The 25,940-nt window shown below is 52.6% G+C and carries 32 protein-coding genes; 16 read left to right on the top strand and 16 right to left on the bottom strand.

What is annotated here, in order from left to right; all coding sequences use genetic code 11:
* Both ubiA and RNAN_RS00575 read right to left on the bottom strand, forming a co-directional pair.
* Positions 1 to 873: a 4-hydroxybenzoate octaprenyltransferase gene (ubiA, locus tag RNAN_RS00580; protein WP_008217660.1), complete on the bottom strand. Its 873-nt coding sequence runs from the start codon at positions 871 to 873 to the stop codon at positions 1 to 3.
* A complete protein-coding gene (locus tag RNAN_RS00575; RefSeq protein WP_237739865.1) occupies positions 870 to 1,445 on the bottom strand; it encodes a chorismate--pyruvate lyase family protein in 576 nt (191 codons plus the stop codon). The genes ubiA and RNAN_RS00575 overlap by 4 nt, the downstream gene beginning before the upstream one ends.
* Positions 1,446 to 1,584: 139 nt before the next feature.
* On the opposite strand from RNAN_RS00575, the gene RNAN_RS00570 reads away from it, so the two are divergent.
* The gene (locus RNAN_RS00570) at positions 1,585 to 1,980 is read left to right on the top strand and encodes a flagellar basal body-associated FliL family protein (protein ID WP_008217658.1); all 396 of its coding nucleotides are present in this window, start codon (positions 1,585 to 1,587) and stop codon (positions 1,978 to 1,980) included.
* An 18-nt stretch (positions 1,981 to 1,998) separates the two neighbouring features.
* Here RNAN_RS00570 and glpG read toward each other — a convergent pair whose 3' ends face one another.
* On the bottom strand, positions 1,999 to 2,820 hold the full coding sequence (gene glpG, locus RNAN_RS00565) for a rhomboid family intramembrane serine protease GlpG (protein ID WP_008217657.1): 822 nt from the start codon (positions 2,818 to 2,820) through the stop codon (positions 1,999 to 2,001).
* Between the two features lie 5 nt (positions 2,821 to 2,825).
* A complete protein-coding gene (gene glpE / locus RNAN_RS00560; protein WP_008217656.1) occupies positions 2,826 to 3,152 on the bottom strand; it encodes a thiosulfate sulfurtransferase GlpE in 327 nt (108 codons plus the stop codon).
* 174 nt (positions 3,153 to 3,326) lie between these two features.
* Between glpE and RNAN_RS00555 the strand changes: the two genes are divergently transcribed.
* The 9 genes from RNAN_RS00555 to RNAN_RS00520 all read left to right on the top strand — a co-directional run bounded on the left by RNAN_RS00555 (position 3,327) and on the right by RNAN_RS00520 (position 11,426).
* Positions 3,327 to 3,917 (top strand): LemA family protein, encoded by a 591-nt coding sequence (locus tag RNAN_RS00555; RefSeq protein WP_008217655.1) that lies wholly within the window; start codon positions 3,327 to 3,329, stop codon positions 3,915 to 3,917.
* Positions 3,918 to 3,932: 15 nt separating this feature from the next.
* Positions 3,933 to 5,783: a M48 family metallopeptidase gene (locus RNAN_RS00550; protein WP_008217654.1), complete on the top strand. Its 1,851-nt coding sequence runs from the start codon at positions 3,933 to 3,935 to the stop codon at positions 5,781 to 5,783.
* A gap of 92 nt (positions 5,784 to 5,875) precedes the next feature.
* A complete protein-coding gene (locus RNAN_RS00545; protein WP_008217653.1) occupies positions 5,876 to 6,340 on the top strand; it encodes a hypothetical protein in 465 nt (154 codons plus the stop codon).
* 97 nt (positions 6,341 to 6,437) lie between these two features.
* Positions 6,438 to 7,310 (top strand): HDOD domain-containing protein, encoded by an 873-nt coding sequence (locus tag RNAN_RS00540; protein ID WP_008217652.1) that lies wholly within the window; start codon positions 6,438 to 6,440, stop codon positions 7,308 to 7,310.
* 2 nt (positions 7,311 to 7,312) lie between these two features.
* On the top strand, positions 7,313 to 7,471 hold the full coding sequence (locus RNAN_RS18805) for a DUF2256 domain-containing protein (protein ID WP_008217651.1): 159 nt from the start codon (positions 7,313 to 7,315) through the stop codon (positions 7,469 to 7,471).
* Positions 7,468 to 8,427 carry a tRNA dihydrouridine(16) synthase DusC gene (gene dusC, locus RNAN_RS00535; RefSeq protein WP_008217650.1) on the top strand — a complete coding sequence of 320 codons (960 nt, stop codon included), beginning with the start codon at positions 7,468 to 7,470 and terminating at the stop codon, positions 8,425 to 8,427. Before RNAN_RS18805 ends, dusC begins: the two co-directional genes overlap by 4 nt.
* A 103-nt stretch (positions 8,428 to 8,530) precedes the next feature.
* On the top strand, positions 8,531 to 9,658 hold the full coding sequence (locus RNAN_RS00530) for an NAD(P) transhydrogenase subunit alpha (protein ID WP_008217649.1): 1,128 nt from the start codon (positions 8,531 to 8,533) through the stop codon (positions 9,656 to 9,658).
* Positions 9,659 to 9,689: 31 nt separating this feature from the next.
* A complete protein-coding gene (locus RNAN_RS00525; RefSeq protein ID WP_008217647.1) occupies positions 9,690 to 10,004 on the top strand; it encodes an NAD(P) transhydrogenase subunit alpha part 2 in 315 nt (104 codons plus the stop codon).
* Between the two features lie 3 nt (positions 10,005 to 10,007).
* A complete protein-coding gene (locus RNAN_RS00520) occupies positions 10,008 to 11,426 on the top strand; it encodes an NAD(P)(+) transhydrogenase (Re/Si-specific) subunit beta (RefSeq protein WP_008217646.1) in 1,419 nt (472 codons plus the stop codon).
* Here the strand turns inward: RNAN_RS00520 and RNAN_RS00515 are convergent.
* Positions 11,423 to 12,871 carry an aminotransferase-like domain-containing protein gene (locus RNAN_RS00515; protein ID WP_008217644.1) on the bottom strand — a complete coding sequence of 483 codons (1,449 nt, stop codon included), beginning with the start codon at positions 12,869 to 12,871 and terminating at the stop codon, positions 11,423 to 11,425. The two genes, RNAN_RS00520 and RNAN_RS00515, sit on opposite strands and share 4 nt — an antisense overlap.
* A gap of 19 nt (positions 12,872 to 12,890) precedes the next feature.
* Complete coding sequence (locus RNAN_RS00510) at positions 12,891 to 13,502, bottom strand: LysE family translocator (RefSeq protein WP_008217642.1); 612 nt, start codon at positions 13,500 to 13,502, stop codon at positions 12,891 to 12,893.
* 137 nt (positions 13,503 to 13,639) lie between these two features.
* On the opposite strand from RNAN_RS00510, the gene RNAN_RS19345 reads away from it, so the two are divergent.
* From RNAN_RS19345 to RNAN_RS00490, 3 genes are read left to right on the top strand one after another with little or no spacing between them, the layout of a single operon-like run.
* A complete protein-coding gene (locus RNAN_RS19345; protein WP_237739864.1) occupies positions 13,640 to 14,680 on the top strand; it encodes a hypothetical protein in 1,041 nt (346 codons plus the stop codon).
* 10 nt (positions 14,681 to 14,690) lie between these two features.
* The gene (locus RNAN_RS00495) at positions 14,691 to 15,119 is read left to right on the top strand and encodes a hypothetical protein (protein ID WP_040551352.1); all 429 of its coding nucleotides are present in this window, start codon (positions 14,691 to 14,693) and stop codon (positions 15,117 to 15,119) included.
* Entirely contained in the window at positions 15,104 to 15,484 is a 381-nt protein-coding gene (locus tag RNAN_RS00490; RefSeq protein ID WP_040551351.1) for a hypothetical protein, read from the top strand. The genes RNAN_RS00495 and RNAN_RS00490 overlap by 16 nt, the downstream gene beginning before the upstream one ends.
* A gap of 166 nt (positions 15,485 to 15,650) precedes the next feature.
* Here RNAN_RS00490 and RNAN_RS00485 read toward each other — a convergent pair whose 3' ends face one another.
* From RNAN_RS00485 to RNAN_RS00450, 8 genes are all read right to left on the bottom strand, one after another.
* A complete protein-coding gene (locus RNAN_RS00485) occupies positions 15,651 to 15,992 on the bottom strand; it encodes a hypothetical protein (RefSeq protein ID WP_040551349.1) in 342 nt (113 codons plus the stop codon).
* A gap of 22 nt (positions 15,993 to 16,014) precedes the next feature.
* A complete protein-coding gene (locus RNAN_RS00480) occupies positions 16,015 to 16,350 on the bottom strand; it encodes a hypothetical protein (protein WP_008217630.1) in 336 nt (111 codons plus the stop codon).
* Positions 16,351 to 16,519: 169 nt separating this feature from the next.
* Positions 16,520 to 17,398, bottom strand: coding sequence for a hypothetical protein (locus RNAN_RS00475; RefSeq protein ID WP_008217627.1), 879 nt, complete (start codon positions 17,396 to 17,398; stop codon positions 16,520 to 16,522).
* Between the two features lie 90 nt (positions 17,399 to 17,488).
* Positions 17,489 to 18,169 carry an HhH-GDP family DNA glycosylase gene (locus RNAN_RS00470; protein WP_040551347.1) on the bottom strand — a complete coding sequence of 227 codons (681 nt, stop codon included), beginning with the start codon at positions 18,167 to 18,169 and terminating at the stop codon, positions 17,489 to 17,491.
* Between the two features lie 488 nt (positions 18,170 to 18,657).
* Complete coding sequence (locus tag RNAN_RS00465) at positions 18,658 to 18,984, bottom strand: type II toxin-antitoxin system RelE/ParE family toxin (protein ID WP_008217622.1); 327 nt, start codon at positions 18,982 to 18,984, stop codon at positions 18,658 to 18,660.
* On the bottom strand, positions 18,984 to 19,259 hold the full coding sequence (locus tag RNAN_RS00460) for a type II toxin-antitoxin system Phd/YefM family antitoxin (protein WP_008217619.1): 276 nt from the start codon (positions 19,257 to 19,259) through the stop codon (positions 18,984 to 18,986). The genes RNAN_RS00465 and RNAN_RS00460 overlap by 1 nt, the downstream gene beginning before the upstream one ends.
* Before the next feature lie 159 nt (positions 19,260 to 19,418).
* Positions 19,419 to 20,222 (bottom strand): Ivy family c-type lysozyme inhibitor, encoded by an 804-nt coding sequence (locus RNAN_RS00455; RefSeq protein WP_040551346.1) that lies wholly within the window; start codon positions 20,220 to 20,222, stop codon positions 19,419 to 19,421.
* A 178-nt stretch (positions 20,223 to 20,400) separates the two neighbouring features.
* Positions 20,401 to 21,306 (bottom strand): LysR family transcriptional regulator, encoded by a 906-nt coding sequence (locus tag RNAN_RS00450; protein ID WP_008217614.1) that lies wholly within the window; start codon positions 21,304 to 21,306, stop codon positions 20,401 to 20,403.
* Between the two features lie 112 nt (positions 21,307 to 21,418).
* Between RNAN_RS00450 and RNAN_RS00445 the strand changes: the two genes are divergently transcribed.
* Positions 21,419 to 22,279 carry a pirin family protein gene (locus RNAN_RS00445; protein ID WP_008217613.1) on the top strand — a complete coding sequence of 287 codons (861 nt, stop codon included), beginning with the start codon at positions 21,419 to 21,421 and terminating at the stop codon, positions 22,277 to 22,279.
* 61 nt (positions 22,280 to 22,340) lie between these two features.
* Complete coding sequence (ycaC, locus tag RNAN_RS00440; protein WP_008217611.1) at positions 22,341 to 22,967, top strand: isochorismate family cysteine hydrolase YcaC; 627 nt, start codon at positions 22,341 to 22,343, stop codon at positions 22,965 to 22,967.
* A gap of 32 nt (positions 22,968 to 22,999) precedes the next feature.
* Here the strand turns inward: ycaC and RNAN_RS00435 are convergent, their stop codons facing one another.
* Positions 23,000 to 24,196 (bottom strand): alpha/beta hydrolase, encoded by a 1,197-nt coding sequence (locus RNAN_RS00435; protein WP_148275619.1) that lies wholly within the window; start codon positions 24,194 to 24,196, stop codon positions 23,000 to 23,002.
* Positions 24,197 to 24,371: 175 nt separating this feature from the next.
* On the opposite strand from RNAN_RS00435, the gene RNAN_RS00430 reads away from it, so the two are divergent.
* Positions 24,372 to 24,617 (top strand): EF-hand domain-containing protein, encoded by a 246-nt coding sequence (locus RNAN_RS00430; protein ID WP_008217608.1) that lies wholly within the window; start codon positions 24,372 to 24,374, stop codon positions 24,615 to 24,617.
* Here RNAN_RS00430 and RNAN_RS00425 read toward each other — a convergent pair.
* Positions 24,614 to 25,816, bottom strand: coding sequence for an anhydro-N-acetylmuramic acid kinase (locus tag RNAN_RS00425; protein WP_008217606.1), 1,203 nt, complete (start codon positions 25,814 to 25,816; stop codon positions 24,614 to 24,616). The genes RNAN_RS00430 and RNAN_RS00425 overlap by 4 nt on opposite strands.
* Between the last annotated feature and the right edge of the window lie 124 nt (positions 25,817 to 25,940).

The raw sequence follows: 25,940 nt of genomic DNA, 5'->3' as shown, positions 1-25,940 counted from the left end.
TTATCCTTGTAAGACATAACTTAAGGCAATGCCGGCAAACACCAGCATACCGACATAGTGGTTGTGCAAAAAGGCACTAAAGCAGCCGGCGCGGCTGCTACTGGCCAGCCGGTACTGATAGACAAAACAGCCTGCTGCAGCCAGCAAACCCAGATAATACACTCCGTGCAACGCCGCTAAGTCGCCCACTGCCGCAAGTAAGCCAAGGCTGCCCAATTGCAGCAGCACAATAATGGGCAGCGCATAATCGCCAAATAAAATCGCCGTAGATTTAATGCCCACTTTGACATCATCCGGCCGGTCGACCAGCGCATAGTAAGTATCGTAAGCCACTGTCCAAAGCAAATTAGCCAGATACAACAGCCACACCAGCAACGGCAACTTAAGCTGTATTGCCATAAATGCCATTGGCATACCCCAGCTAAAAGCAGCGCCCAGCACCACTTGTGGCAAATGGGTATAGCGCTTCATAAAGGGATACACGGCGGCCAGCAGCAAGGCGACAACAGACAGCAGCACCGTTTGCCAGTTTAACCATAACAGCAAACTGGCGCTCAGTAGCACCAACAGGCCAAACAGCTGCAGCGCCTCACCGGCGCTAACCGCGCCACTGGCTAACGGCCGCGCCTTAGTGCGCTCTACTGCGCCATCCCAGTGCCGGTCGGCGTAGTCGTTAATGACACAGCCGGCGGCGCGCATCAGCACCACACCGGCGGTAAAAACTAACAACATCGCTAGCGGCGGCACCCCCTCTGCCGCCAGCCACAGCGCCCACCAGGTTGGCCACAGCAACAAGTAGGTGCCAATCGGTTTTTCCAGCCGCATTAGCTGCAAATAATAACGCCAGTGTGCGGCCTTTAGCGCCAGCCTCATGCTGTCACCGGCTCTAATCGCCTGATGGCCGGCAAAAACACCTCTGCCACCAGCAGCGGCAAACCGTGCAGCTGAAATACCGAGCGGCGGGCAAAACAGTGGCCGGCCTCTGTACCGCGTGTCAGCACGCCGTGCAGCTGCAGCTCGGTTGCTTCAATGGTGCCGCGGCTTAAACCGGGCTGCTGAAAAATATAATCGCCCAGTGGCCGCTCGCCCATATCCGCCAGCGGTTGCAGCCGATTGATAGTTTGCTGTGGCAGCCAGCTTTGCGCGTAAACACAGGGCTTATCATCACACCACAGCATCACTTCGCGTAACTGTGCATTAGCGGTACCCGGTAACAGCGGTTGTAAAAATGGTGGCAACGCGCTTTGCCGCTCATTTAACAGCTGCAGGCGAAAGTGCCGGCAGTGTCGCTTTAAGCGGGCTGTCAGCGAAGCGGGCTCTAAAATCCAGGGGGCCAGCTCAGCCGGCAAGGTCAGGCTGCGCGCATCCTGCCAGGGCTGATCCAGCGAAATTAACGCTGTGGTCACAGGGGTTTGTTCTGTCGTGAAAAAAACGTGCTGCATCATAACAACTTCAGTGGCGCTTTTCAGCCGTTATTGGCCGACAAAAGCGCTTACTGCCAACCACCTTAGCTGGTAAAATGGCGGCATTAGCGCTAAGGTTAGTGCCGGTGCTGGCCAATTTTCTTAACTAAAAGTGATACTTATGCTAAAAATTGTTCCACTGTTTTTGTTACTGCTCGCCACGCTGCCCACGCCGGCACAGGAGCAACCGAAAGAAGTGGTGTACTACGGTTTTGACCCGGATATTGTCACCAACTATATCTCCGGCAACCGGCGCAGCCTGGGCTATATCCGCATTACGGTTGAGCTGATGCTGGAAGACAAGTCATTTTTACCGGCCATTGAGCACCACGAGCCACTGATCCTCGATATTATTTACGGCACCATCAGCAAACAGCCGGAAGATAAAATTAAATCGCTGACCGGCCGCGAGGAAATTCGCCTGGCGCTGCTGGATCAGCTACAGCAGGCGATGAAACGCGAAGCCGGCAATACCATTATCCGCGATATTCTGTTTACCAAGTACCTGTATCAATAAACTTAGGCATCAATAAGCTCAGCTCAATTCGCGTCCGGGCCTGTGCCGCAGCAGCCAGGCCCACAGCAAGCCAGTAACTAAACCGCCTAAATGCGCCCAGTTCGCCATACTCACCCACAGCAGATCCATAAAGCCCAGCAGCAACCACAGCAGCATAAAACCGGCCAGGCCGTTGCTAATATTAAGCTGTTGCCTGGGGTTAAGCTGCCCCGCCAGCCAGCAATAGCCCAGTAAGGCGTACACCACCCCCGACATACCGCCAAAATTAGGCCCAACCACAACATACTGTGCCGCATTAGAAACCAGAGCAGCCGATAAGGTAATATTGATAAGCAAGGCCGCGCCCAGCCGCTGCTCTAACTGGCGGCCAAGATAAAACCACCAGGCCAGGTTAAACACCAGATGCGTCAGGCTAAAATGCAGCAGCACAGGCGTAAACCAGCGCCATAGCTGTGCAGGCTCTGTCAGTTGTAACGCCGCGCTACTGGCACGCCAGTCCAGTTGCTGCCAGCCATACACCAGCAAACACAGCACTAATAGCAGCAGCGTCAGCGGTGCCTGTTGCCATAATTTGCCCAGATCCGGTTTCGTCAGCGGCGCACTGGCCAGGGTTGCCGGCTGGCTTAACTGCCAGGCGGCAGCCTGATAACGCGGGTGCGACGGCTGCTGCATAAAACGGCTAAACTCGGCCTCGATCTGCGGCAGTTGCGCGCTGTCGGCGTACAGCTCAGCAAAATCGGCTTGTTGCACCACAGCGCTGACATTTAAGCCCTGCGCCCGGCAATAATCGGCAAACAGCTGCGCTGCGCTGGCGGAGTTTAATTCGGCAAATTTATTCACCGGCTTTACTCACCTTCGCCAGTCACAAACGGCAATTGCCCACGCCAGCTTTCAAAGCCACCGTCCATACTGTAGACCTGCTCAAACCCCTGCTGGGCTAAATACTGCGCCGCGCCCTGGCTGGAATTGCCGTGGTAGCACACCACCACCACCGGCTGATCGAACTCATGTTGCTGCATAAAGCGCTGCAAACTGCCATTGGTTAAATGAAAAGCGCCGGCAATGTGGCCGGCAGCAAAGCTTTGCTCATCGCGGATATCGGCAATCACCACCTCGCCAGCCTGTTGTAACTCAGCGGTTTGCGCCACCGAAATATGTTTAAAATCGCTCATAAGTACCCCTACACCAAGTTTGGGCTATGATAACGCAGCAGCCGGCAATTAGCAGCAAGCAGTAACACTAAGCCAGCCGGCCTACTTTAGTGTTAGTTCAGCGCGATAACACTGGACAGCAATTAAACTATTGTTAACAATAACCGGCAACTGAACTTCCTGCATGGAGCTGTTATGACTGGCCTGATTTTACTGGCAATTCTGGTTGCCATCCTGTTTTGGGTTATCAGCATTTTTAACCAGCTGGTAAAACTTAAAAACCGCTTTCAAAATGCCTTCGCCCAAATTGAGGTGCAGCTAAAGCGCCGCTACGATTTAATTCCTAATCTGGTCGAAACCGCCAAAGCTTATATGGCGCACGAACGCGACACCTTAGAGGCGGTGATCAATGCCCGTAATGCCGCGATGGCCGGCTTAAAAGTGGCGGCGAATAATCCGGGTGATGCCGGCGCGATAAGCCAGTTTGCCGGTGCCGAGGGCGCGCTGCAAAGCGCGATGAGCCGGCTGAACGTGGTAATGGAAGCGTACCCTGATTTAAAAGCCAACCAGAATATGATGCAGTTGTCAGAAGAGCTGACCAGCACCGAGAACCGGGTTGCCTTTGCCCGCCAGGCCTTTAACGATGCGGTTACCGACTACAACAGCTACAAACAAAGCTTCCCGCCAGTGCTGTTTGCCCCAAGTTTCGGCCACGCCAGCGATGCCAAGCTGCTGGAATTTGCCGACACCGCCGCCATTCAGGCGGCACCGAAAGTCAGCTTTTAACCAATACCACTGGTCATGAGCAGTAACTTTTTTAGCCAGCAGGACTTAGCCCGGCGCAATACCCGTATTCTGGTGCTGTTGTTCAGCCTGGCGGTGCTGCTGTTATTAGCACTGACCAACCTGCTAGCCTTTATTAGCTTTGGCCTGTTAGATCCAAGCCGGTTAAACCAGGGCTTAAGCTGGCAGCAGTTGCCCTGGCCACTGGTGGGCACCGTCAGCCTGGTGGTAATAGTGGCAGTGGGCATCGCGGTGCTGGTCAAATGGCAACAGTTACAAGCCGGCGGTAAAGTAGTGGCCGAGTCACTGGGCGGTGTGCGTGTATTGCCCGACAGTAACGATGCGGCCGAGCGTCGACTACTGAACGTGGTAGAAGAGATGGCGCTGGCCGCTAATACGCCGGTGCCGCCGGTGTACCTGCTGCCCGAGCGCAGCATTAATGCTTTTGCTGCGGGTTACAGCCCGGCCGATGCGGTAATAGGCGTCACCCGTGGCTGTGTCGAGCAGCTTAACCGCGACCAGTTACAGGGTGTGATCGCCCATGAATTCAGCCATATTTTAAACGGCGATATGCGGATGAATATCCGCCTGATCGCTATCCTCAATGGCATCTTGTTTTTAGGCCACATTGGCTATTACCTGCTGCGCGGCAGTCGTGGCGCGACACTGCGGGTCAGCTCACGCTCATCCAACAACAAAAACGGCGCCGGCGGCATAGTCGTGCTGGGGCTTGGCCTGGTGGTGATCGGTTATGTTGGCTCCTTTTTTGGTAACTTAATTAAAGCGGCGGTAAGCCGTCAGCGTGAATTCCTCGCCGATGCCAGTGCCGTGCAGTTTACCCGCAACCCACGTGGCATTGCCGGCGCCCTGAAGCTGATTGGCAGCCACAGCCAGCATAGCCGCATTAGTAACGGCAATGCTGATGAAAACAGCCATTTATTTTTTGCCGAAGCCATCAGCCGCTGGGCGTCTATTTTTGCCACCCACCCACCGCTGGCGCAGCGTATTAAACGGCTGGAGCCGCACTGGAATGGCAAGTTCCCCAGCGCCACTGATGCAACTACAGCACAACGCGAGGCAACTACTGATGCCAAAGCAGGCGCTGCGTCAGGAACATCTTACGCTGAGCGCCTACAACAGGCACTGCCATTATTGCTATTACACAGCAGCCGCCAAACTGAGCCCGCGATGGCGTTGGTGTGCTGCCTGCTGCTGCAACAGGGCGACGCTCAGCGTAGCGCCCAGCTAAGGCTAATTAAAGAAATGGGCTCGGCAGCGCTACTACAGCAGGTTGATGGGCTGTGCGATGCTGTCGCCAGCCTCAGCGCACTGCAACAGGTGCAGCTGCTGCAACGGCTAATGCCGGCGCTAAAAGCGCTGCCTGAAAGCCGTTTTGTGGTGTTTGAGCAGCTGCTACAGGCCCTGCTGCAGGCTATCCCCAGCCTGACGCTGGCGCCCTGGCTGGTCAGTGCTTTCGTCACGCATAACCTGGCAGTGCAATACGACCCAACCGAGATCAGTAAAGGCTACCTCAGCACGGGGCTTAACCAGCACGCTGCTGCTATCGCCCAGCTATTGGCACTGGTCAGTGCTGCGGCCGGCAACGCGCAACAACAGCAGCAAGCCTGGCAAGCCGGCGTAGCCGCACTGGGCTTTAACCCGGCGGACAGCCGGCCCGGGGCCGACTTTAGCCTGCTGGATGCACAGCTACCGGTATTACTGGCGCTGGCACCGCAGCAAAAAGCCCGCTTGTGGCAAGCATTGGAAGCCACAGTGCACGCCGATAAGCTATTGCAAGATGACGAGCAGGCGCTGCTACTGGCACTGGCATTGCTGCTGGAGATGCCCTACAACGCCGCGACGGCCTAGCACAGATTAAACTGCAGTTCGGCCTTTAGTCTCAGCGCGTTTTCAGCTAAAATTAGCGCCCATTTTTTAAGCAGGTTTCAGCAGGACACGTCATGACCGATAATCGCTTGTTTTTGTTGTACGATACGTCATTTGACGAGATGGATGCTGAAGGCAGCCCGGGCTTTGGCTATGTACTGGTATTTAACCAGACCGATGCTGAGCAGTTTCAGCCGGGGGAAAACCCCAGCTGCCCGGCGGTGTCTATGCTGTTTACTGATCATGCCGATGGCAGTATCAGCGGTGACTTACTCGGCTGGGCCCATCTGGATGCCGAGATTTTTAGCCAGTTTCCGCTGGGGCACTTTTTGCTGTTAATGGAGCAGGCCGCACAGGTCGCCATTAATGCCTACCGCCAGGTGGGCCAGGTGCCCGACCGCCTGGTGGCGCAGCATCTGGACGATGAAGAGCTTATTCAGTTTGATGTGCAATTTAACGATTTACAGCTTAACGAGCAGCAAAACGAACAGCAGCTGGCACAACAACTGATGTCTGGCCGGCCTTATCTGGACTCTTAACCGCTGGCCGCACGTAGCGGCCAGCAAACCCCTTTGCATTTATCAGGCGCCGCTTTTACTATTAGCAGCACTTAAGCCCCTTTCCCGGAGTAGCAGCATGGCACAAGCCATTAATATGTCGGCCATAGAACAGGCATTAAACGGCTTTACCATACCGCCGCAACCGGAAATTCTGCAGCATATTCAGCAGCAGTTAGACGCCCCTGAGCCCAATATCAAACGCATTGCCGCCCTGATCAACCTGGATATCGGTATCGCCGGCTTTACCTTAAAAGTGGTGAACTCGGCGTTTTTTGGCCTGCGGCGCAAAATTACCTCGGTAGAGCATGCCTGCAAATTTCTCGGCGTCAGCCGGGTGATTAAACTGGTGCGCAGTGTGCTGCTGCGCTTTACGCTGGCCGAGGGTAAAAACGACAAGTTTAGTTTAAAGCTGTGGGCCAGTGCGCTGCAAACGGCCAATATCGCCATGACGCTGGCCAAGCATTTTAACTTTAGTCAGGAAGTGCAGGACGACTGCTACAGCCTGGGGCTGTTTCACAACGCCGGCATCGCGCTTATTCACCAGCAGGCGCCGCAGTACGAGCAGCTGATGCAGCAAGGTTTACTGGCACAGCGTGGTTACAGTGAAATAGAAGAGCAACATTTTGCTACCTGCCATGAGGTGCTGGGCTACTTAATTGCTGAGTCCTGGGGCCTGACGCCGACGCTGTACAACGTAATTGCCTATCACCACAGCCCTACCCTGATGCTGGAGTCGGACAGTGAGCAAGAAAAGCAGCTGTTTGCCCTGCTCAAGCTGGCCGAGCATTTCAGCGGTGAAAGCCGCCAGCTGTTCGACATTAACCTGGATCCGGAGTGGGAGCAGCACAAAGGCGCTATCCTGGAAGTGTTAGACATTGAGCCGCTGCAACTGCCTGAATTAGCCGAGTTACTGCACCGCCAGCAGATCAGCACCATTTATTCGGTCTAACGGTGGCGCAGCATAAGCTTACCCTGCCGCAAAAGCGCTGCCCGGTGTGCGGCCTGATGTTTAGCTGGCGCAAAAAATGGCAGCGTAACTGGGACAGTGTGCTGTACTGCTCTGAGCGTTGCCGCCGCCATAAAGCCACTGCCAGTGAGCACAACAGATGAAGATTATCCTGGCGCCGATGGAAGGCGTGGTCGATGCATTAATGCGCGATATGCTAACGCGGATTGGCGGTTATGATTTATGCATCACCGAGTTTATCCGCGTGGTCGACCAAAAGCTGCCGGCCCGGGTGTTTACCCGGCTCTGCCCGGAGCTGTTAACCGACGGCAAAACCCTGGCCGGTACGCCGGTGCGGGTACAGCTGCTGGGGCAAGACCCAAACTGGCTGGCCGAAAACGCCGTGCGCGCCGTCGAGCTGGGCTCCCCCGGCGTCGATTTAAACTTTGGCTGCCCGGCAAAGACAGTGAATAAAAGCCGCGGCGGCGCTGTACTGCTTAAAGAGACCGAGCAGCTGTACCGTATTGTCAAGGCCGTGCGTGATGCGGTGCCAAAGCCATTTGCGGTCAGTGCCAAAATCCGTCTGGGTTATGATGACACCAGCTTAACCTTAGATAACGCCGCCGCCATTGCCGCCGCCGGCGCCAGTATGCTTACGGTGCATGCCCGCACCAAAAGCGATGGCTACCGCCCACCGGCATACTGGCCGTGGATCGCAAAAATTAAGCAGCATGTGGCCATACCGCTTATTGCCAATGGCGAGATCTGGCAAGCCAGCGATGCCAGACTGTGCCAGCAACAATCAGATTGTACTGATATTATGCTCGGCCGTGGCGCCCTGGCGATGCCTAACCTGGCGCAAAGTATCCGCAGCGGCGAGCCGGCGATGCCCTGGCCGCAGGTGCTGGAACTGTTAATGCAATACTCTGAGTTTGAAATGTGCGGCGATAAAAGCCAGTACTACAGCAACCGGATTAAGCAGTGGTTTAGCTATTTAAAACTGCAATACCCAGAGGCAGCAACGCTGTTTAGCCAGCTTAGGGTGCTGCGTAAAAGCAGCGACATACTGGCCACGCTTGAGCAAGCATTACGCGACGAGACCAGCACCCAAACAGGTTAGACCAGTATAAACTGGCGAAATGTTAGCCATCAGCCGCCACAATCCAAAAAGCCGTTAAATAAAGACTATACTCCTCAAACAGTTAGTTTAAGGAGATAAGCCTATGCCAGTAAAAATAGCCGTGCTGATGGAAAGCCGGCCCGGAGAAAAGCGGGTGGCGCTGGTGCCTGCCGTCGCGGAAAAGCTCAGTAAACTGGGCTGCCGCATCAGCATGCTAAGCGGTGCCGGCCTGGGCAGTAAACTGCCCGACAGTGCGTACCACGGCGTCGAAATCGCCGGTACCGGGCAGCAGCTACTGAGTGACGCCGACATCGTGCTGGCCGTGCAACCGCCTAAAGCGGCAGACATTGCGCTGCTAAAGCCCGGCACCATTTTGCTCAGTTTTATCTATCCGCATAAAGAGCCTGAACTGACCCGCTTATTGTGTGAAAAGCAGATCACCTGTTTTGCCATGGAGCAGGTGCCGCGCATTAGCCGCGCCCAGGCGATGGACGCGCTGTCATCTCAGGCGGCGCTGGCCGGCTACTACGCCGCGCTGTTAGGCGCCACCAACCTTGCCCGCATTTTACCGATGATGACCACAGCGGTGGGCTCTATCCGCCCGGCGCGCTGCCTGGTAATGGGCTTAGGCGTGGCCGGTTTGCAGGCACTGGCCACCGCCCGGCGTTTAGGCGCCATTACCGAAGGCTATGACGTACGGCCTGAAACCAAAGAGCAGGCCGAGTCCTTAGGCGCTAAATTTGTCGATACCGGCGTCGATGCCCGAGGCGAAGGCGGCTACGCCCGCGAGCTCACCGCCGCTGAAAAAGCCCAGATTGCCAGCGTCGTCACCAAGCATATTCAGCAGGCGGATATTGTTATTACCACCGCCGCCATACCAGGCCGCCCCTCGCCCAAGCTTATTAGCAAAGCGCAGGTCGACGGGATGAAACTGGGCGCAGTGATTATCGATTTAGCCGCCGAAGGGGGCGGTAACTGTGAATACAGCGTGCCGGGGCAAACCGTGACCCAGGGCCAGATCACCATAGCGGCGCCGCTGAATGTGCCGTCCATGCTGGCCGAGCACGCCTCTGAGCTGTACGCGAAGAACCTGTTAAACCTGCTGCAACTGTTTATTGTCGATGGCGCTATTGCAGTTAACTGGGATGATGAAATTCTGGCGAAAACGGTGCTGACCCATAACGGCGAAATTAAACCCGAAGCGGTAAAAACTGCGCTGGCCCAGCACTAATACACTAAAAAAACCATTATTGGGGAAGCTTATGGACTACACCACCACCTTACTCACCGGCTTTGTCGCGCTGTATATCTTTATGCTGGCCGCCTTTACCGGCTTTGAGATCATCGGCCGGGTACCGGCCATTTTGCATACGCCACTGATGTCCGGCTCTAACTTTATTCACGGCATCGTCGTTGTCGGCGCACTGTGGGCGCTCATTAATGCCAGCTCATTAGCCGAGCAAATTATCGGCTTTACCGGCGTGCTGTTAGGTGCCGGCAATGCCGCCGGCGGTTATGTGGTGACCGAGCGCATGCTGCAAATGTTTAAGCCGTCAAATAAAAGCGCTAAGGAGTAACGCATGAACGCTGCCCTGCTTATCGACAGCAGCTACTTTATCGCTGCCTTTTTGTTTATTTACGGCTTAAAGCGTATGTCATCACCGCTTACCGCCCGCTCCGGCATTATCGTTGCCGGCTGGGGCATGGTGCTGGCGGTGCTGGCCAGCTTTTTATACACGCTGGATGTCAACGACGCGGCCAAACCGCACCTTACGACCAATATCGCGCTGGCGCTGATTGCCTTGGCACTGGGCTTAGGCTGGGCCTGGCGCAGCGGTAAAAAAGTGGCGATGACCGAAATGCCGCAAATGGTGGCGCTGTATAACGGCATGGGCGGCGGCGCCGCAGCGGCCATTGCCGCCATTGAGCTGATTGGCTATAAAACCCACGGCACAGTGGCACTGAGCCTGGCGGTACTGGGCGGGTTAATTGGCGCCGTGGCGCTATCGGGCTCGTTAATTGCCTGGGCCAAGTTAGACGGCCGCATTAACGGCACCCTGCGCTTTGGCGCGCTGCAGCTGGTTAATGGCAGCTTGCTGCTTATTTTACTGGCGATTGGCGGCTACATTATCTGGCACGGCGGCGCCGTAGCCTGGCCGTTGTTTGCCGTGTTTTTTGCCCTGGCGCTATTTTATGGCGTAATGATGACGATGCCGATTGGCGGTGCCGATATGCCGGTGGTCATCTCCCTGTATAACGCCTTTACCGGCTTAGCTGTGGGTTTTGAAGGCTATGTGCTGAATAACCCGGCGCTGATGATCGCCGGTATGGTGGTCGGCTCGGCCGGCTCCCTGTTAACCCTGCTGATGGCCAAAGCGATGAACCGCTCGGTCGCCAATGTACTGTTTTCTAACTTCGGCGCCGCCAGCGATGAAGCCGAAGGCGATATTGCCGGTAGCCAAAAACCGATCGATGCCGGCGATGCCGGTATTAATATGCGCTACGCGTCTAAGGTGATCATCGCGCCCGGTTATGGTTTAGCGGTGGCGCAGGCGCAGCATAAGCTGTTCGAGCTGGTAAAACTGCTGCAGGATGCCGATGTCGAGGTAAAATTTGCCATTCACCCGGTAGCCGGCCGGATGCCGGGCCATATGAACGTGCTATTGGCCGAAGCCGGTGTGCCGTACGACATTATCTTTGATATGGAAGATATTAACGACGAGTTTAAAGAAGCCGATGTCGCCATCGTGATTGGTGCCAACGACACGGTAAACCCGGCGGCCCGCACCAATAAAAGCTCGCCGATTTACGGCATGCCGGTGCTCAATGTCGATATGGCCAAACAGGTGTATGTGGTTAAGCGCGGCCAGGGTAAAGGCTACTCCGGCGTGGAAAACGCGCTGTTTTATGCCGATAACACCCAGATGGTGTACGGCGATGCGCAAAAGGTAATAGTGAATATGATCCAGGCGATTAAATCACTCGGCGGCGGCCACTAACCCGGGCTACCTGGCCTGGCTAACTGCTGCTGGCACAACTGTGCCAGCGTCTGCAGCGCCCGCCCCAGCCGGGCATCTTGCAGCACTGCGCAGTTAAGCCGGATACAATGATCAAATGCCGGCTTATTGCCAGCCAGCGCCGGCGCGAAAATGGCGCCCGGCGCTATGCTGATCTGCTGCTCCAGCGCCTGTTGCGCCAACAGGTTAGCATCTACTGCACTCGGCAGCTCCAGCCATAACACAAAGCCGCCTTGTGGCTGGCTTAACCTTGTGCCTTGCGGAAACAGCTGACCGATCTGGTTACTGATGGCCGCCACGGCCGCCTGATACTGCGGTTTAACGTGCTGCAAATGCCGTTGATACTGGCCATTTTGCAACAGTTTGGCCACGGCCAGTTGCGGCAGCGCCGCAGTGCTGATATTGCTGATAAATTTCAGGTACTCCAGCCTGGCGGTATGCTTAGGTGCGATCAGCCAACCGAGGCGTAAATCCGGCGACAGTGTTTTAGAAAAGGTGCTGCAATAAAAAATATCCGCCTGTGGCGCCAGCGCCAGACAACTGGCCGGCCGCGGGCCGCTAAAGCCTAAATCGCCGTAAGTGTCATCTTCAATCAGGGGGATACCGCGCTCGGTTAACATGGCGGCGATCTGCTGTTTGTGTGCATCCGGCATCAGGCTGCCCAAAGGGTTACTGTAGTTAGCAATTAATACGCAGGCTTTTACCGGCCACTTTGCCAACGCCTGCTGCAGCACGTCCGGCTGCAGGCCTTGCCTGGCATCACAGGGCAAAGCTAAGGCTTGCAGTCCGGCTGCTTGTAGCGCCTGCAACAAGCCATAAAAGGCCGGGGATTCTATCGCTACGATATCGCCAGGCTGGGTCACCGCTTTCAGGCTTAACATCAGCGCTTCCTGGCAACCATTGGTAATGATCACCTGCTCCGGCGCTACCACGGCGCCGTGCAGCGCCATCAGCCGGGCAATTTGCTGGCGCAATTCCATCGCACCGCTACTGGCTTCATACCGCAACAAGCGCGCCGGCTCAGATTTTACAATGTGCTGCAGCGCTTTTTGCAGGGCGTGCAGCGGTAAAAACGCCGGTGCGGGCACCGCAGCCCCCAACGCCATATAGCGGCTATCTGCGGCGGCTTTAGATAAGGTTAACGCCATTTGCTGGCTGCTAACCATGCTGGGCGACGTTTGCGGCAAGGGGGCATTGCTCAGTGGCGGCGGTTGATAGCGGGCTTTAACAACATACCCGCTACGGCTGTTGGCCATAAGGTACCCCTCGGCTTCCAGCTTACGGTAGCTGGCTACCACTGTTGCCACGCTAAGGTTACGCCGTTTCGCCAGTTCACGTACAGCGGGCAGGCGTTCGCCACAGCGATACTGGCCCTGTTCTATTTGCTGCTGCAGTTGCAGTGCCAGTTGCTGATATAAAAAGCTCACTTAAGCCCCTTGTTAAAACTTACCCTGACCATCCCACTAACGCCTGCCACAGCGCAGGCAATACCGACACGGCCAGTAAGGTGCCCATGGCACGGTTAAACCAGCGCCGCTGCTGTGGCACTGTTAACAAGCGCTTTAACGCCGCCCCAAACAATAACCAACTGCCAGTGCAGGGTAACCCGACTAATAAAAACACCAGTGCAATCAGCCCCAACTGCTGCCAGTACACGCCCTGCAGACTGGTAAAAGCAGCAATAGCACCGGTGATCATTACCCAGGCTTTGGCATTCACCCATTGAAACAACACCGCCTGCGTAAAACTAAGAGGCTTACTGCTGCCGGTTTCAATTTGCTCCGGCTCGGCGGCGGCAATCTTCCAGGCCAGGTAAAGCAGATAGACGGAGCCAATAACTTTAATCAGCTGGTGCCATAGCGGTTGCTGTAACAACAAGCCGGCCCCCAGCCCCACCGCCAGTAACATCAATAAAAAACCCAGCTGAATACCGGCCAGGTGCGCCAGGCTTTTTTGCACGCCGTAGTTTAAGCCGGACGACATAATCATAATATTATTCGGCCCCGGCGTAATGCTGGTGGCAAAAGCAAAAAACACTAAGGTCCAGAATAGTTCCATCTTGGCAGCTCCGCAGAGATTGATCAGTACACAGATAATAACGCCGCTGCCCGCCAGAAAATATACACAGAAGCACGGCAAAAAAGCAGCACAGATTAGCCAAAACTTAAACCAAAGCAGTACAGTGAAATCACACTGTGGACAAAACAGCGTTTGACTTTCACCAGCCAGGTTGTAAAAATGCGCAAATTGTAAATTTGTTGTTTAGAAAAAGCGCTTTTTATAAACAAGGTGGCAGGATGCAAGACCGGCAATACAACGGCGTAGTTCTGGAAGATAAATGGGGTAAAACCTATCTGTGCAGCAGTTGTTTGCTGGCTTATGCAGATTTAGGTGAAGGTTATATTACTGACGTAAACGACAAGGTATATGGCCGCTATTTTCTGCACGATTTAGAGCCATCATGGAACTTACGCCAAATTTGGACGGAAATGTATCAACACGCCAAACCTTGGGCTTTTGATTTATCGAAGTTTACTGATTTTCAGTTGCGTGATGCTTTATTGCAAATATTTGCTGCGGGCGATATGCGCGTCTGGCAACTTAGCGACGGCTGGGGCAAGCAACCCGAAGGCAACGGCATCGGCGAAGGCGGCTTAGCGCCAGCCAGCAATGGCAATACCAGCAGTAAAAGCGCCGCCAAAGCGGCCAAGACCAAAGGTGGTGGGGTAACATCGGGATACTCCTCACAAGAGCCTGTTTTCCATGAGCCAGCGTCTACAGCCACCGAGGCAATCACAGACAGAAGTAAGCTTGAGAACAACATTCTGCTATCAGTCGGTGAAAACTTTAAGAAAAGTCCGTTAAGGCAAGAATATGAGCAGGAGGTTGCAGCATTGAGTAAATACTCCGAGGCAATAAAACCCAATAGTTCGTTGGATGAATTGGAAAAATTGGCTAATGAAGCTAATGAAGCTCGACGTCAACTTGGGGTTAAATATAAAAACGCAACTCCAGAGCCGCTTCGCGACTTTATTTATGAGGTTAACAGAGCTCGATATGACGGAGATCCGTTAGGTCCAACCGTCGATTATTTAGTTAACGTGAAAGATAAATCTTATACCGATATAATTCGCTCAGCTTCTAGACCTAATCCTGATGTAGATAAACTACTTGCTGGATTTGCAGATTGGTTGAAAAAGCAGCCGCCTGAATATTTGATTAAACATCAACCATAGAAGAACAGAGATGAGCACTGAGATAATTAAACACAAGCATTTGTCAGGTCATTTTCTAGTAAGAGACAATATTAATGGTTCCGTATCTGAGGTGAATGCATTACCACCTGGTCAGCAGCCAAGAAAGAAGGCCTCATATATTAAACATGATGGCAAATTTATTGGTGTCTATGCCTCGGGAAAAGGCCCGGTCATGTTTATTAATGAAACTGTTCTGCCATTTGTTAATCAGTCATGGACTGTAACACTAGCTAAACTTAACGGCCGTAATCAATTTATCGTACAGCAAGATGGCAGGGAACTTTTCAAAACCGATTATCAACCACCTGCACCGGACGACCTCGATCCATGGTCAGATGCCGAATCGGTAGACCTGTTCAGCTGGATTGCAGCCAAACGGAATGATAGTGAAATATTTCAAATGTGGACAACAACATAAATAAGTTCAGCGCTACCAATCTATCTGTAAAAGGCAACTCAGATTGCGTTGCAGGCCATCAGATTGCACTTTATGCGCAGGATGGTCAGCTCATGCTGCAAATTGACAGTCAAATCTGGCTATTATCGGCACCGCAATTAAAGCTACACTTTCACCATGACATGAGAAAACGACAAACCCATTTTGCCATAACATCGCCGACTGGGGATTTTGCTATCGATTATCCGGCATGGTGGGCTGAGATCCCGGATTTTGTGCCGCTAGAACCTGAGATGGATAAAGACGAGGATTATCTGGCACACATTTATTATGTCTGGCAAACGCCTTCTATTAATCAGTCCCTGTTGAAACGATGGACAGCCTAAACTGACTAATTGGTTTGACGTTAAAGCGACTTATGTTGAGCTGCAATAAATCACGCTATGGGCTAATTTTGCAAGCAAGTAGTGAATGGACCTGAAGGCGCTGCAAAGGGCGGCCAATAATGTTATTGCTGCCAGTACCACAAGTTAGCGGATCAGCCTGCCAGCCTCAACAATCTAACGCGATAACCTGCTTAGTATCTGTAAAGGTTAGTAAGTTGTCGGTAAACAACAAATTTGGCAAGCGGTAACCAAATTGCAGCGAGTGGTGTTTAAGTGCATGGGTAGCAGCGTTATAACTGACAAGCTGTGTTCGGTCTGGTGCGCGGCTGACAAATTCCAGTAACAGCACTGAGTCAGAGTTTTCATTCCATAGCCAGCAGCCCATAAAGTTGTGACCCAGCAGATGACCGTTTACGCTAACGGCTCCTATCATAGGCCCACCCATGCCAACCTCGCCGTTAGCCATAAAGGTTAAACTATGCTTCTTGTTGGGAGACAAATCTGGCATCTGTTGTCCCTGTGTCGGTAATTTATGCATCAGCGTTATCGGCGGAGTTTTGCCCGACAGCTGTACTTTGCAAAAATACTAGCGCGGCATCGCAGTTATACAGTGCTTCACGATATGGCAGAGAAATCTCATACGCCAACATACCACCGCACCGCTGTGTAAAGCGGCTTAAACGTTCTTTTTCTGCGGTAAGTGCAGCAATAATATCAGTAATACGATAGTGAGCGGTTAAGTATGCAATAGCCTGTATAGTCAGCTGGCGCGTGTCTGGCCTTTTAGCAGCAAAAGGATTGTCTGTGGTCGCTATACAGCGTTGCACTACCGTTGTTAGATCAGCTAAATCTGTGTTGTGATCCATGGGGTTGTTACCAGCTTAGAAATTAATGTCGAAATTTATCACAATACTTTTACATTGCAAAATGGCATCAAGCGTCTGCTAAGAGCGAAATATAGTCTTTCACTCCCGGCTGGGGCGAGTGCTTTTTGCGCGTCCCGCCACGCTTTTCAGTGGCCTAAACGGCGGCTTGTTATGTGCGTACTCTTCCAAGATTTTCGCCTAGTTCGTAGATCGCAGCCTTCAAAACCTGAAGGCATAGTTTCGCCGTATGTTCAGTTGGGCTAAACCCAGAACTCATTTGCTGAAATGGGTGTATATAGTTCCGAAAATCTCGGAGCGTATGGCTAAATCTTTGTGTGTCGTGCTGAACAATACGGAGTTCATGCGCAACATCTATGAAAGCGCTGAGCGTCCACTCGTGGAATTGCTTGACCTTGCCCGCCCCGTCCTTCGGGGCTGCTTTTGCCAAGTTGAACGATTTTGGGTGGTTGTTAGCCAGGCCCAATAACGCGCCTTCCAGTGTACTTCCGGCCATTAGGATTACGGCCAAATATGCTTTTCCAAAGAAACACTTCTCAATTTCTCTAATCCGTTGGTCGAGAACCCCGCTCACGGTGCCTTCTAGTCCGAGCTTGGATACAGATACGCTGGTGAATTCACGCCTTAGGAATTCGTCTTCGGTTTCAGCCTTGACATCTGGTGCTGGTTCGTCAATTTCGACTTTCTCGAGTCTTTGGAAATTGATATCCGCTCCATTACGGACAACTTTCCATTTGTCGAAGGTGAGGAATTGATTGAAAGAGGTAATATGCGCATCTAAATCAGCCAATTTCCCGATAAAATTCGCCGGATTAAAAACAGCCCTAATGCACTTATCGAGTTCAGGCGATCCATTTATTTCTTCTAAGCGCTGGTCTGTGTACATCCAACGTGAAGGAAATCCTTGGCAATATGAATCTTGGAAGCCTAAGCTATTGAAAAACTGGACAAGTTTTGGGCCTGAACGGTATTCGGTTTCCTCATTGATAAGTTCGCGCAATTTTTCCAAGGACTTCGAACTGAGATTCATATAGCTACCATTGTTCCAGAACACACATAACGCCACGCTCTGCGGAAATTTAGGAGCGGCAGCGAGTGAATTTTCCGCAGCCGCGCCTTGTTAGGCTTTTGAGATTTCTCGCTCGAAATCATCTCTGAAATTGTACATTAACCGATCTAGCTCCCAACCGTTTAGACCGGCTGCTGTTGCTACATCGAGAAAAAACTCTTCATGTTCTTGATACTTTTTGAACTTCAGGCCTAAGGCCTCAGAAATTGCCTTAATCCGGACATCAATGGCGATGCTATCTCTGAAATCCTCATGGTAGACATCCATCATGATGTTTCTCGCATATTTAGGCCCTATGCCTGGAAACTGCTGTAGAAATTTCATTTTATCTTCGCGACCGTTTGCTGAAAGAAGATTTTGCTTTGCTACTTTCAATCCCCCCATACCGGTTACTACATTAAAGCAGCCAAGAATAAAATCCGCTTTTCTATCTGGCATTCTGATCTTGGCAGCTCGACAAACCGACTTTACAACAATCTCCCTTTCTTCATTACTCAAACGAGAGAGAGCATCAAAAGTAACTTGGTTATAGTTATCTTTATTTCCAATAAGACCCTTCCAGCCGGATGACCTCCCCATAGTTGAAAAACTCTGAAGTAGGAAATGCCACAAAAAATCATCCCGTTTAATTTCGGAGTACCCTTTCTTCAATAAGTCGAGATACCCAGAATGTTGCTCGTTTATATTTTTTGCGATAGTAGCCAATCTAGTAACTTTTTCTCTGTATGGCATACGGCTCCTCATGGGCCTAACAGTTATTATGTAGACTTCACAGTAACATCTCATGCATTAACTGAGAACTCACGACCAAACGTTACTATTTTCAATAAATTACAGCGTGTGCGCGTCTTTTACAATAGAGTATTACTGAGAAGTCTCAGTAATACAGGTGATACTGCTAAAGCGTAGGAAGTGAGATAGTGTTTATTTGTAACTCTACTCTGAAGCGTCCGCAATTGACAGAACCCCGCCATTCCCCTACTCGCTTTTTAACCCCGCCAGCTGCTGAAACTGCTCAAACTGCTGCTGGCTAATACAAAATTGCTTTAGCTGCAGCCTTTGTTTGACATCCAGGCTACCAACCCGGAATTTAAGCACTTTGCTATTGGGGTTTAGGCTAAAACTACTGATATCCCGCCAGGGGTAAAACTCGCTGCCGGCGATAGCATCGCCTAACGCTATACCATCATCGTTAGCAGTGTGACGAGACTAACCTGCTTTTAGCCACCCAGCAAGCGGCGCTGTAGCAGGCTTTGCATATTGCGCCGGCCGTCGGCTATCAGCATCACATAGACAATATCAGCTATTATGCGGTAGATAATACGGTAAGGTTTAAAGTAGATTTCGCGGTACTCTCGCAGCCCCACTGCCAGCAGTTCTTTGGGGTAAGCGCCGTGCTCTGGTGATTCCGTTAAACTGGCAAGACACAGCGCTAATTGATCCAGTACATAATCGGCATTTTGTGCTGCATCGTGCTCAGCGATGTAACGATACAGCAAGGTTAAATCCTCACTGGCGTCGTCAGTAAGCATTACCCGAAAAGCCATTAGGGCGCCGTTTTTGGTTGGCGGATGTTACTAATAACGTCGGCCAGCGGCTGCACTTTACCCTGTTCAATTTGCCGGCTGCCCAGCGCCAGAATTTTTAATAGCGCCAGGGTTTCCTGCGTTTGCTCATAGCTGGCAATGTCTTGCAGCACAGCCTTGGCTTCGCCATTTTGCGTGATAACCAAAGGCGCTTCCTGCACGGCTAAATTACGCACTATCTCCGCCGCGTGGGCTTTTAAATAGCTAATAGGTTTAATTTGTTGCGACAGCTTCATGCGCCCTCCTAAGCGGACTAAAGTGGACTAAATATAGTCTGCAAACAGGTCTGCCGCAAGCCGCTATATTGGTGCAACCCGCAGTTGTGCGGGTAAGAAGCCCGGCTGCTGGCAGTAGGTTTGCTTTATTGCCAGCAGCCGGATGTGATGGGTTAAACCTTAGTCTTGGCCTGATACCGGCGCAGCAGCGTCTTGCACTTGCTGTTTTTGTTGCTGCAGCGTTTGCTGCAATTGCTGCTGCGGCTGTTCGATTACCTGCTGTTTTTGCTGCTGCAGCGTTTGCTGTAATTGCTGCTGCGGCTGCTCAATTAACTGCTGTTTTTGCTGTTCCAGCGCTTGCTGCAATTGCTGCTGTGGCAGCTCGATTAACTGCTGCTTTTGCTGTTCTATCGCCTGCTGTAGTTGCTGCTGTGGCTGCTCAATTAACTGCTGCTTTTGCTGCTCTATAGTTTGCTGCAACAGTTTCTCGGGCTGCCGGGCCATATTGGCATATTCCACTAACTCATCTGGCCAACTGGGTATCAATGCCTTGGCCTGCTGCTGTGCCGCTTCGGCAAACACTTCCGTTACGCCGCCAGTGCTTAACAATACCGCCATTTGGTTGGTGTCGGCATTCCAGACAAAACCGGCTTTTTCCGCCAGCAGCGGTATCGGCGTATAATTGGACGCAACATAAAACAACGGGCCCTGCTGTTTGATCGCATCGGCGGTATTTAGCAAGGTGACCGCAGTTTGATAATGTTCGCCCAACAGCGGCTGCAGCCGGTTTTTGATTAACGGCTGCTCAAACAAATTCACCTCTTTGGGATCCAGCCCAACCAAGGGTTTTAGCATGGCCCACATAAGCTGCCCCTGTGGCGACAGCAATAAGGCTGGTGCAACACAGGCACTGAGTAATAACGCCGCGACTAACAACAAGCTTAGGCGCGCGGCAGCGCACTTGTTTACGACATAAGTGAACATAAGTAAGTTTTACCTGAAATGGTGTTGAGATTGGGTGTGATATGACCCGGAGCCGGATCGCGCGCACTCTAGCATGCCCAACAGGTGTTGGGCAGAGGGGCTACAACATATATTTAGCGCCTGTGGCTACCACGTATTCCCCACTGCTGATACAGGCTCAGCCAGCCGCTGTGGCAAATCATGCTTCGTCAAACGAGTTATAGTACTGCACTAAAAAGTCTACCAGGGCTCTTACCGCCGGTAGCATGCCGCGTCGTGATGGGTACACCAGATGAATAATGTCTCTTTTGGGCTGCCACTGCGGCAATAAATGCACCAGGCTGCCGTCTTTAATTTGCCCGGTAACCATTAACGAGGGTAACTGCACCACGCCTACCCCTTTCAGTGCCGCGTTGCGCAGCGCTATCATGTCGGTGGTGACATACCGTGGATGATGTGGCACCGACACCTGCTCACCATCGGGGCCGAACAGGGTCCAGGCGTACTGATGCTGCGGCTCACCCAGCCCCAGACTGGGCCAGCGTGATAACTCCAGCGGATGCGCAGGCTGGCCATAGTGCTGAATAAGTGCGGGGCTGGCCATTAAACATAACCCCCGCTCTGACAGCACCCGTAGCACTAAGTCACTGTTTTCAAGCGGCGCAGGCCTTACCCGGATAGCAATATCCACCCCCTCGGCCACCACGTCCACCCGGCGATTGCTGGCTTCCAGATGAATATTTACCTTAGGGTATTTAACCATAAAATCGGCCAGCGCCTGGCCTATATGCACATGCAGCAGCGCGATAGGACAGGTAAGCCTGATGGTGCCACAAGGTTCGGCGCGGCTGAACGCTATGGCTTCCTGCGCGGCATCGGCTTCAATCAGCATGGCCTTGCAGTGGGTTAAAAATGTCTGGCCTATTTCAGTAACCTTAAATTGCCGGGTTGAACGGTAGATCAGCGTTACGCCTAAGCGCTGCTCTAAGCCGGCAATACGGCGGCTTAGCTTGGATTTGGGCAAGCCAAGTGCGCGGCTGGCGGGGGCAAAGCCACCATGCTCGACCGTTTTTACAAAGTAGTAAAAATCATTCAGATCCTGCATTAGCCACTCCTCATCGTTCCATTAATAGAACTATCTTACGCAAAATAGCTAACTACTCAAGAATCTGTTCTGCATATAAAGTTAATCATAACAAACTGTCAGGAGAGCGCAGATGAAAAATGTGATGAGTGTGCAGACGGCATCTCACCCGCATTGGGTTGGAGATGGTTTTCCGGTTAAAACCTTATTGTCATACCAGATGCAGGGCAGCGCCATTAGTCCATTTTTATTACTGGATCATGCCGGCCCTATGCAGTTCAGTGCTACGTCGCACAGACGAGGGGTAGGTAGCCATCCACATCGCGGTTTTGAAACCGTCACCCTGGTTTACGCAGGTGAGGTGGCCCATCGCGATTCTACCGGTGAGCAAGGGGTTATTGGTGTTGGTGATGTGCAATGGATGACTGCGGGCAGCGGTATTTTACATGAGGAATACCACTCAGATCAGTTTGCCCAGACCGGTGGCAAACTGGAAATGTTTCAGCTGTGGGTAAATTTACCGCAACGCGACAAAATGACACCGCCGCGCTATCAAACCATATTGGCACACCAGATCCCGCATATCGCGCTGGCGGATAACAGAGGGTTTTTAAGAGTGATTGCCGGCGAAACCGCCGGCTTGACCGGGCCGGCCAAAACGTACTCACCGATGTTAGTGCTCGATGGTGCAGTAAAAGCGTCTGGCAGCTATATGTTGTCACTGGCTGACGGCTGGTCAGCCATGATCATCGTTCGCAGCGGCAAGTTAAAAGTTAATTTTCAAACAGTGACTGAACATCAGACCCTTATTTTATCCCAGGCAGGTGCTGACATTAGGTTGGAAGCCGAGCAAGACAGTGAATTACTGGTACTGGCCGGTGAGCCGCTCAACGAACCTGTTGTCGGCTACGGCCCCTTCGTAATGACCAGCGATGCCGAGATAAAACAAGCACTGCTCGACTTCCAAAACGGGAAGTTCGGTCAGTTAACCTAAGACGAAACAACGGCAACCCGGCAAGATTGCTACTGCCAGTTACAACAGAAGGAAACACATCATGACTAAACCCTATGTCCGTCTTGATAAAAACAATGCTGCGGTACTATTGGTTGATCACCAGACCGGCTTATTGTCTTTAGTGCGGGATATTGACCCGGACAAATTTAAAAACAATGTGCTGGCCCTGGCCGATCTGGCCAAGTACTTCGGTTTACCTACCATACTGACCACCAGCTTTGAGCAAGGCCCAAATGGCCCCTTAGTGCCTGAGCTTAAAGAGATGTTCCCGGATGCACCTTATATTGCGCGCCCCGGCCAGATTAATGCGTGGGACAACGATGACTTTGTTAAAGCCGTAAAAGCCACCGGCAAAAAGCAGCTTATTGTTGCCGGCGTGGTGACCGAGGTTTGCGTGGCATTTCCGGTACTGTCTGCGCTGGAAGAAGGCTTTGATGTCTTTGTTATCGCCGATGCATCAGGCACCTTTAACCCGATGACCCGTGATGCCGCCTGGGACAGAATGTCGGCTGCCGGTGCCCAAATGATGACCTGGTTCGGTGCAGCCTGTGAGTTACATCGTGACTGGCGTAATGACATTGAAGGGTTAGGCGCGCTGTTCTCCAACCATATCCCGGATTATCGCAACCTGATTAACAGCTATATCACCTTTCAGGGCAATAAATAACCGCCAACTAAGGGCATAGTACGCTATGCCCTTTAACCTGCCGCTGGCACCAGCAGCCCCTGCTGGCGCAAATAACGCAGCGTGACACTGCGCCTTAACTGATTACCGGCCGAGTTAGCCGCCAGCTGATTATACACATGGTTGGCAAACGGAATCGCCACCAGCTCCACGTTAACCCCCGCCAGGCGGGCATAATGCGCAAAGCGCTGTACCGACCAGGCCGGCACTAAACCGTCTTGCTGTGGCGATAAAATCAGTGTCGGCGGCGCCTGCGCAGATAAATAGCTATAACTGCTAACCGCCTGCAACCGCTGTGCCAGCTGATAAGGATCACCGCCGATATAGCCTGTTACCAGCATTTTCGGTTCAAAACCGCTTATCGGGTAGCCGAATTCATAAATGGCTAAAGGGTCTGCCGCCGGGTATTGCACCACTACTGCAGTGACGGCGGGCGCGGCGCTACCACAGTGCGCCTGCTCTGCCTGTATTGCGCTGCCGTACGCCAGGTTAAGCGCCAGATTGCCGCCGGCCGAGTCACCCAGTAGCGCCAACTTATTGATATCACCGCCATAGCTGGCCGCGTTGGCACCAAGCCAGCTAAGCGCACAGGCGACATCCTGTGCGGCTTTATGCCAGCTGGGGTTGGCGTTGCTAAATAAGCTATAACCGGCACTGACCACCAGATAGCCCTGCTCAGCAAACCAGCGCAGGTCGTTGCTGGTTTCCAGCAAAGAGCCGGTCATAAAGCCGCCGCCGTGGATATACAACAGCACAGGCGCGGCCGTTTGCGTGTCTGCCGGTAAAAACAGCGCCAGCGGCTGCGCTATGCCGTTATAACCGTGATAACTTAACATCAGATCTGGCTGAGCTGCGCTGATGCTTTTAAGCTGCAGAGCCTGTAGCCAGTTAATGTCCCCCCCGGCTGTTACCGCCGTTTGCTTAAGCTGATAACACACCACAGCGCTGCTTATCGCAGCCGCAAGTGCCGCCGACAGTGTCAGTGTCGATAAGCGCGTTGTCGGATAACGCCGCCAACACCAGCAGCTAAACAGGCTAGCTGTCAGGCTAAGCAGTAAAAAGTGCGGTGCCAGTGTTGTCCACAGCGCCGAGCCTAACATGCCATGCAGGCTGTCGGTGGGGCTGCGCAGTGCACCGGTAAATAGCAGTAGGATCGCCGACATTAACAGCAAGATTACGCTTATCAGCACGACCACCAGACGTCGCAGCATGACGATTTTTTCCTTCGGTTTACTGTGGTAGCAGCTAATCTCGAATAACATTACACGCTACGCAGCTTTAACGCCATGCTACACATCCCTAGTGAGTTAAACGGCGGTTTCTAGACAGCCTGCGGCAGGCGCAGTACACTGCCGCTAAATCACAGACAGAGACCAAGGTAACGCCGTGAACAGAGAACCGCTTACAGAACAACAAATTGCCGAGATTAAAGCCGAGTTTGATTTTTTCGACCGCGACGGCAATGGCCGCATAGATTTACCCGAATTTATTGAACTGCTTACCGTGCTGGCGCCAAAAACCAAAGTGAGCCATGTGGAAGAAGGCTTTAAGCTGGTGGACACCAACAACAATGGCTATATCGACTTTGCCGAGTTTTTAGACTGGTGGCAGGACTGCTGGTGGGAGTATTAATCAGCAAAACTGATTTTACCCATCGTCACGCCCGGTATACCTTCGCGGGCGTTACTAAATTTCTGCTTGCCCCCTGCTACACATTCGTTGGCCAAAATAGCAAATAGCACTGCTTCTTTCGCATCGGGGTTTATCGCTAAATCTGCGGTGGTTTTAATGCTTACCTGCGGCAAGGCTTGCTGAATATGGCTCATCAGCAGCGGGTTATGCATGCCGCCGCCGCTGGCGTAAATAACAAATTTATCCAGCGTATTGGTGGTTTGCTCAATGGCGCTAATAATCATCTCGGCACTAAAGCGGTTAAGCGTGGCCATAATATCGGCATGGCTTAGCGTGCTGGTGCCAGATGCCTGCTGGGCCTGGCTCAGGTAAGCCAGATTAAACACCTCAGGCCCGGTGGTTTTGGGAAAACTGAGCTGAAAAAAAGCATCCTGCTGTAGCGCCTGAAGCAGTGGTTTACTTACCACGCCGGCTTTGGCAATACGGGCATCTTTATCATAATACTGGCCGGCAAAATGGCGCTGAATATAGGCGTCCATCAGCGTATTACCCGGGCCAATGTCGGTGCTGAATACCGCCTGGGCGTCCAGCGTTTTGGGCAGCCAGGTAAAGTTCGCAATGCCGCCAATATTCAGCATAATGCGGTTCTCGAACTTGCTGCTAAACAGCAAATAATCACCGTACACTGCCAGCGGTGCGCCCTCACCACCGGCGGCAATATGCTTTTGCCGAAAATCACTTAAGGTAATAATGCCGGTGGCCACGGCTAAATGATCGCCATCGCCCAGCTGCAGGGTGGCATTGCCCTCGGCTGCCAGCTGATGCTGGCGCTTGGGGCAGTGAAATACCGTCTGGCCGTGACTGGCAATCAAATCAATATCGGCGGCGCTTAGCTGCCAGGCGGCCAGGCATTGGTTAATCATGCGGCCATGCTCCAGCGCTATCCAGGGATTAAGCAAGGTTAGCGCCTGCAGGTCTACCTCGCGTTTGGCAAACACCGCCTTTACCCGCTGTTTATAGTTATCGTCGTAATCTACTGTAGCAAAGCGCAGCAGCTCTACCTGGGTGTTCAGGCCATCACCGCGAAGGCGACACAGCGCCACGTCTAAGCCATCTAACGAAGTGCCGCTCATCAGGCCGATAATCAACCGGCTGGGTTTGTTGGCAATGGCGTACAACTGCTGAATATGCGCATGCATAAGCTGTCCTATCAAACGGCGGTGCTGGCCTGAGCGAGCCTGGCACAGCATGAATAATTTATGTGTATAATACGGCAAGATTATCAATTAATTCGCCGCTTTGCTGGTTTTTCTGTCAGCATCA

It is taken from the genome of Rheinheimera nanhaiensis E407-8 (assembly GCF_000296695.1).
Taxonomy (GTDB): domain Bacteria; phylum Pseudomonadota; class Gammaproteobacteria; order Enterobacterales; family Alteromonadaceae; genus Alishewanella; species Alishewanella nanhaiensis.
Note: the sequence above shows the minus strand (reverse complement) of the source record. Positions and strands in the feature narration are given on the sequence as shown.

Excerpts from the sequence above, each read along its gene's own strand:
- ubiA (WP_008217660.1), bottom strand. The coding sequence starts at position 873 with ATGAGGCTGGCGCTAAAGGCCGCACACTGGCGTTATTATTTGCAGCTA.
- RNAN_RS00575 (WP_237739865.1), bottom strand. The coding sequence starts at position 1,445 with ATGATGCAGCACGTTTTTTTCACGACAGAACAAACCCCTGTGACCACA.
- RNAN_RS00570 (WP_008217658.1), top strand. The coding sequence starts at position 1,585 with ATGCTAAAAATTGTTCCACTGTTTTTGTTACTGCTCGCCACGCTGCCC.
- glpE (WP_008217656.1), bottom strand. The coding sequence starts at position 3,152 with ATGAGCGATTTTAAACATATTTCGGTGGCGCAAACCGCTGAGTTACAA.
- RNAN_RS00555 (WP_008217655.1), top strand. The coding sequence starts at position 3,327 with ATGACTGGCCTGATTTTACTGGCAATTCTGGTTGCCATCCTGTTTTGG.
- RNAN_RS00550 (WP_008217654.1), top strand. The coding sequence starts at position 3,933 with ATGAGCAGTAACTTTTTTAGCCAGCAGGACTTAGCCCGGCGCAATACC.
- RNAN_RS00545 (WP_008217653.1), top strand. The coding sequence starts at position 5,876 with ATGACCGATAATCGCTTGTTTTTGTTGTACGATACGTCATTTGACGAG.
- RNAN_RS00540 (WP_008217652.1), top strand. The coding sequence starts at position 6,438 with ATGGCACAAGCCATTAATATGTCGGCCATAGAACAGGCATTAAACGGC.
- dusC (WP_008217650.1), top strand. The coding sequence starts at position 7,468 with ATGAAGATTATCCTGGCGCCGATGGAAGGCGTGGTCGATGCATTAATG.
- RNAN_RS00530 (WP_008217649.1), top strand. The coding sequence starts at position 8,531 with ATGCCAGTAAAAATAGCCGTGCTGATGGAAAGCCGGCCCGGAGAAAAG.
- RNAN_RS00525 (WP_008217647.1), top strand. The coding sequence starts at position 9,690 with ATGGACTACACCACCACCTTACTCACCGGCTTTGTCGCGCTGTATATC.
- RNAN_RS00520 (WP_008217646.1), top strand. The coding sequence starts at position 10,008 with ATGAACGCTGCCCTGCTTATCGACAGCAGCTACTTTATCGCTGCCTTT.
- RNAN_RS00510 (WP_008217642.1), bottom strand. The coding sequence starts at position 13,502 with ATGGAACTATTCTGGACCTTAGTGTTTTTTGCTTTTGCCACCAGCATT.
- RNAN_RS00495 (WP_040551352.1), top strand. The coding sequence starts at position 14,691 with ATGAGCACTGAGATAATTAAACACAAGCATTTGTCAGGTCATTTTCTA.
- RNAN_RS00485 (WP_040551349.1), bottom strand. The coding sequence starts at position 15,992 with ATGCCAGATTTGTCTCCCAACAAGAAGCATAGTTTAACCTTTATGGCT.
- RNAN_RS00480 (WP_008217630.1), bottom strand. The coding sequence starts at position 16,350 with ATGGATCACAACACAGATTTAGCTGATCTAACAACGGTAGTGCAACGC.
- RNAN_RS00475 (WP_008217627.1), bottom strand. The coding sequence starts at position 17,398 with ATGAATCTCAGTTCGAAGTCCTTGGAAAAATTGCGCGAACTTATCAAT.
- RNAN_RS00470 (WP_040551347.1), bottom strand. The coding sequence starts at position 18,169 with ATGCCATACAGAGAAAAAGTTACTAGATTGGCTACTATCGCAAAAAAT.
- RNAN_RS00465 (WP_008217622.1), bottom strand. The coding sequence starts at position 18,984 with ATGGCTTTTCGGGTAATGCTTACTGACGACGCCAGTGAGGATTTAACC.
- RNAN_RS00460 (WP_008217619.1), bottom strand. The coding sequence starts at position 19,259 with ATGAAGCTGTCGCAACAAATTAAACCTATTAGCTATTTAAAAGCCCAC.
- RNAN_RS00455 (WP_040551346.1), bottom strand. The coding sequence starts at position 20,222 with ATGTTCACTTATGTCGTAAACAAGTGCGCTGCCGCGCGCCTAAGCTTG.
- RNAN_RS00450 (WP_008217614.1), bottom strand. The coding sequence starts at position 21,306 with ATGCAGGATCTGAATGATTTTTACTACTTTGTAAAAACGGTCGAGCAT.
- RNAN_RS00445 (WP_008217613.1), top strand. The coding sequence starts at position 21,419 with ATGAAAAATGTGATGAGTGTGCAGACGGCATCTCACCCGCATTGGGTT.
- ycaC (WP_008217611.1), top strand. The coding sequence starts at position 22,341 with ATGACTAAACCCTATGTCCGTCTTGATAAAAACAATGCTGCGGTACTA.
- RNAN_RS00435 (WP_148275619.1), bottom strand. The coding sequence starts at position 24,196 with ATGCTGCGACGTCTGGTGGTCGTGCTGATAAGCGTAATCTTGCTGTTA.
- RNAN_RS00425 (WP_008217606.1), bottom strand. The coding sequence starts at position 25,816 with ATGCATGCGCATATTCAGCAGTTGTACGCCATTGCCAACAAACCCAGC.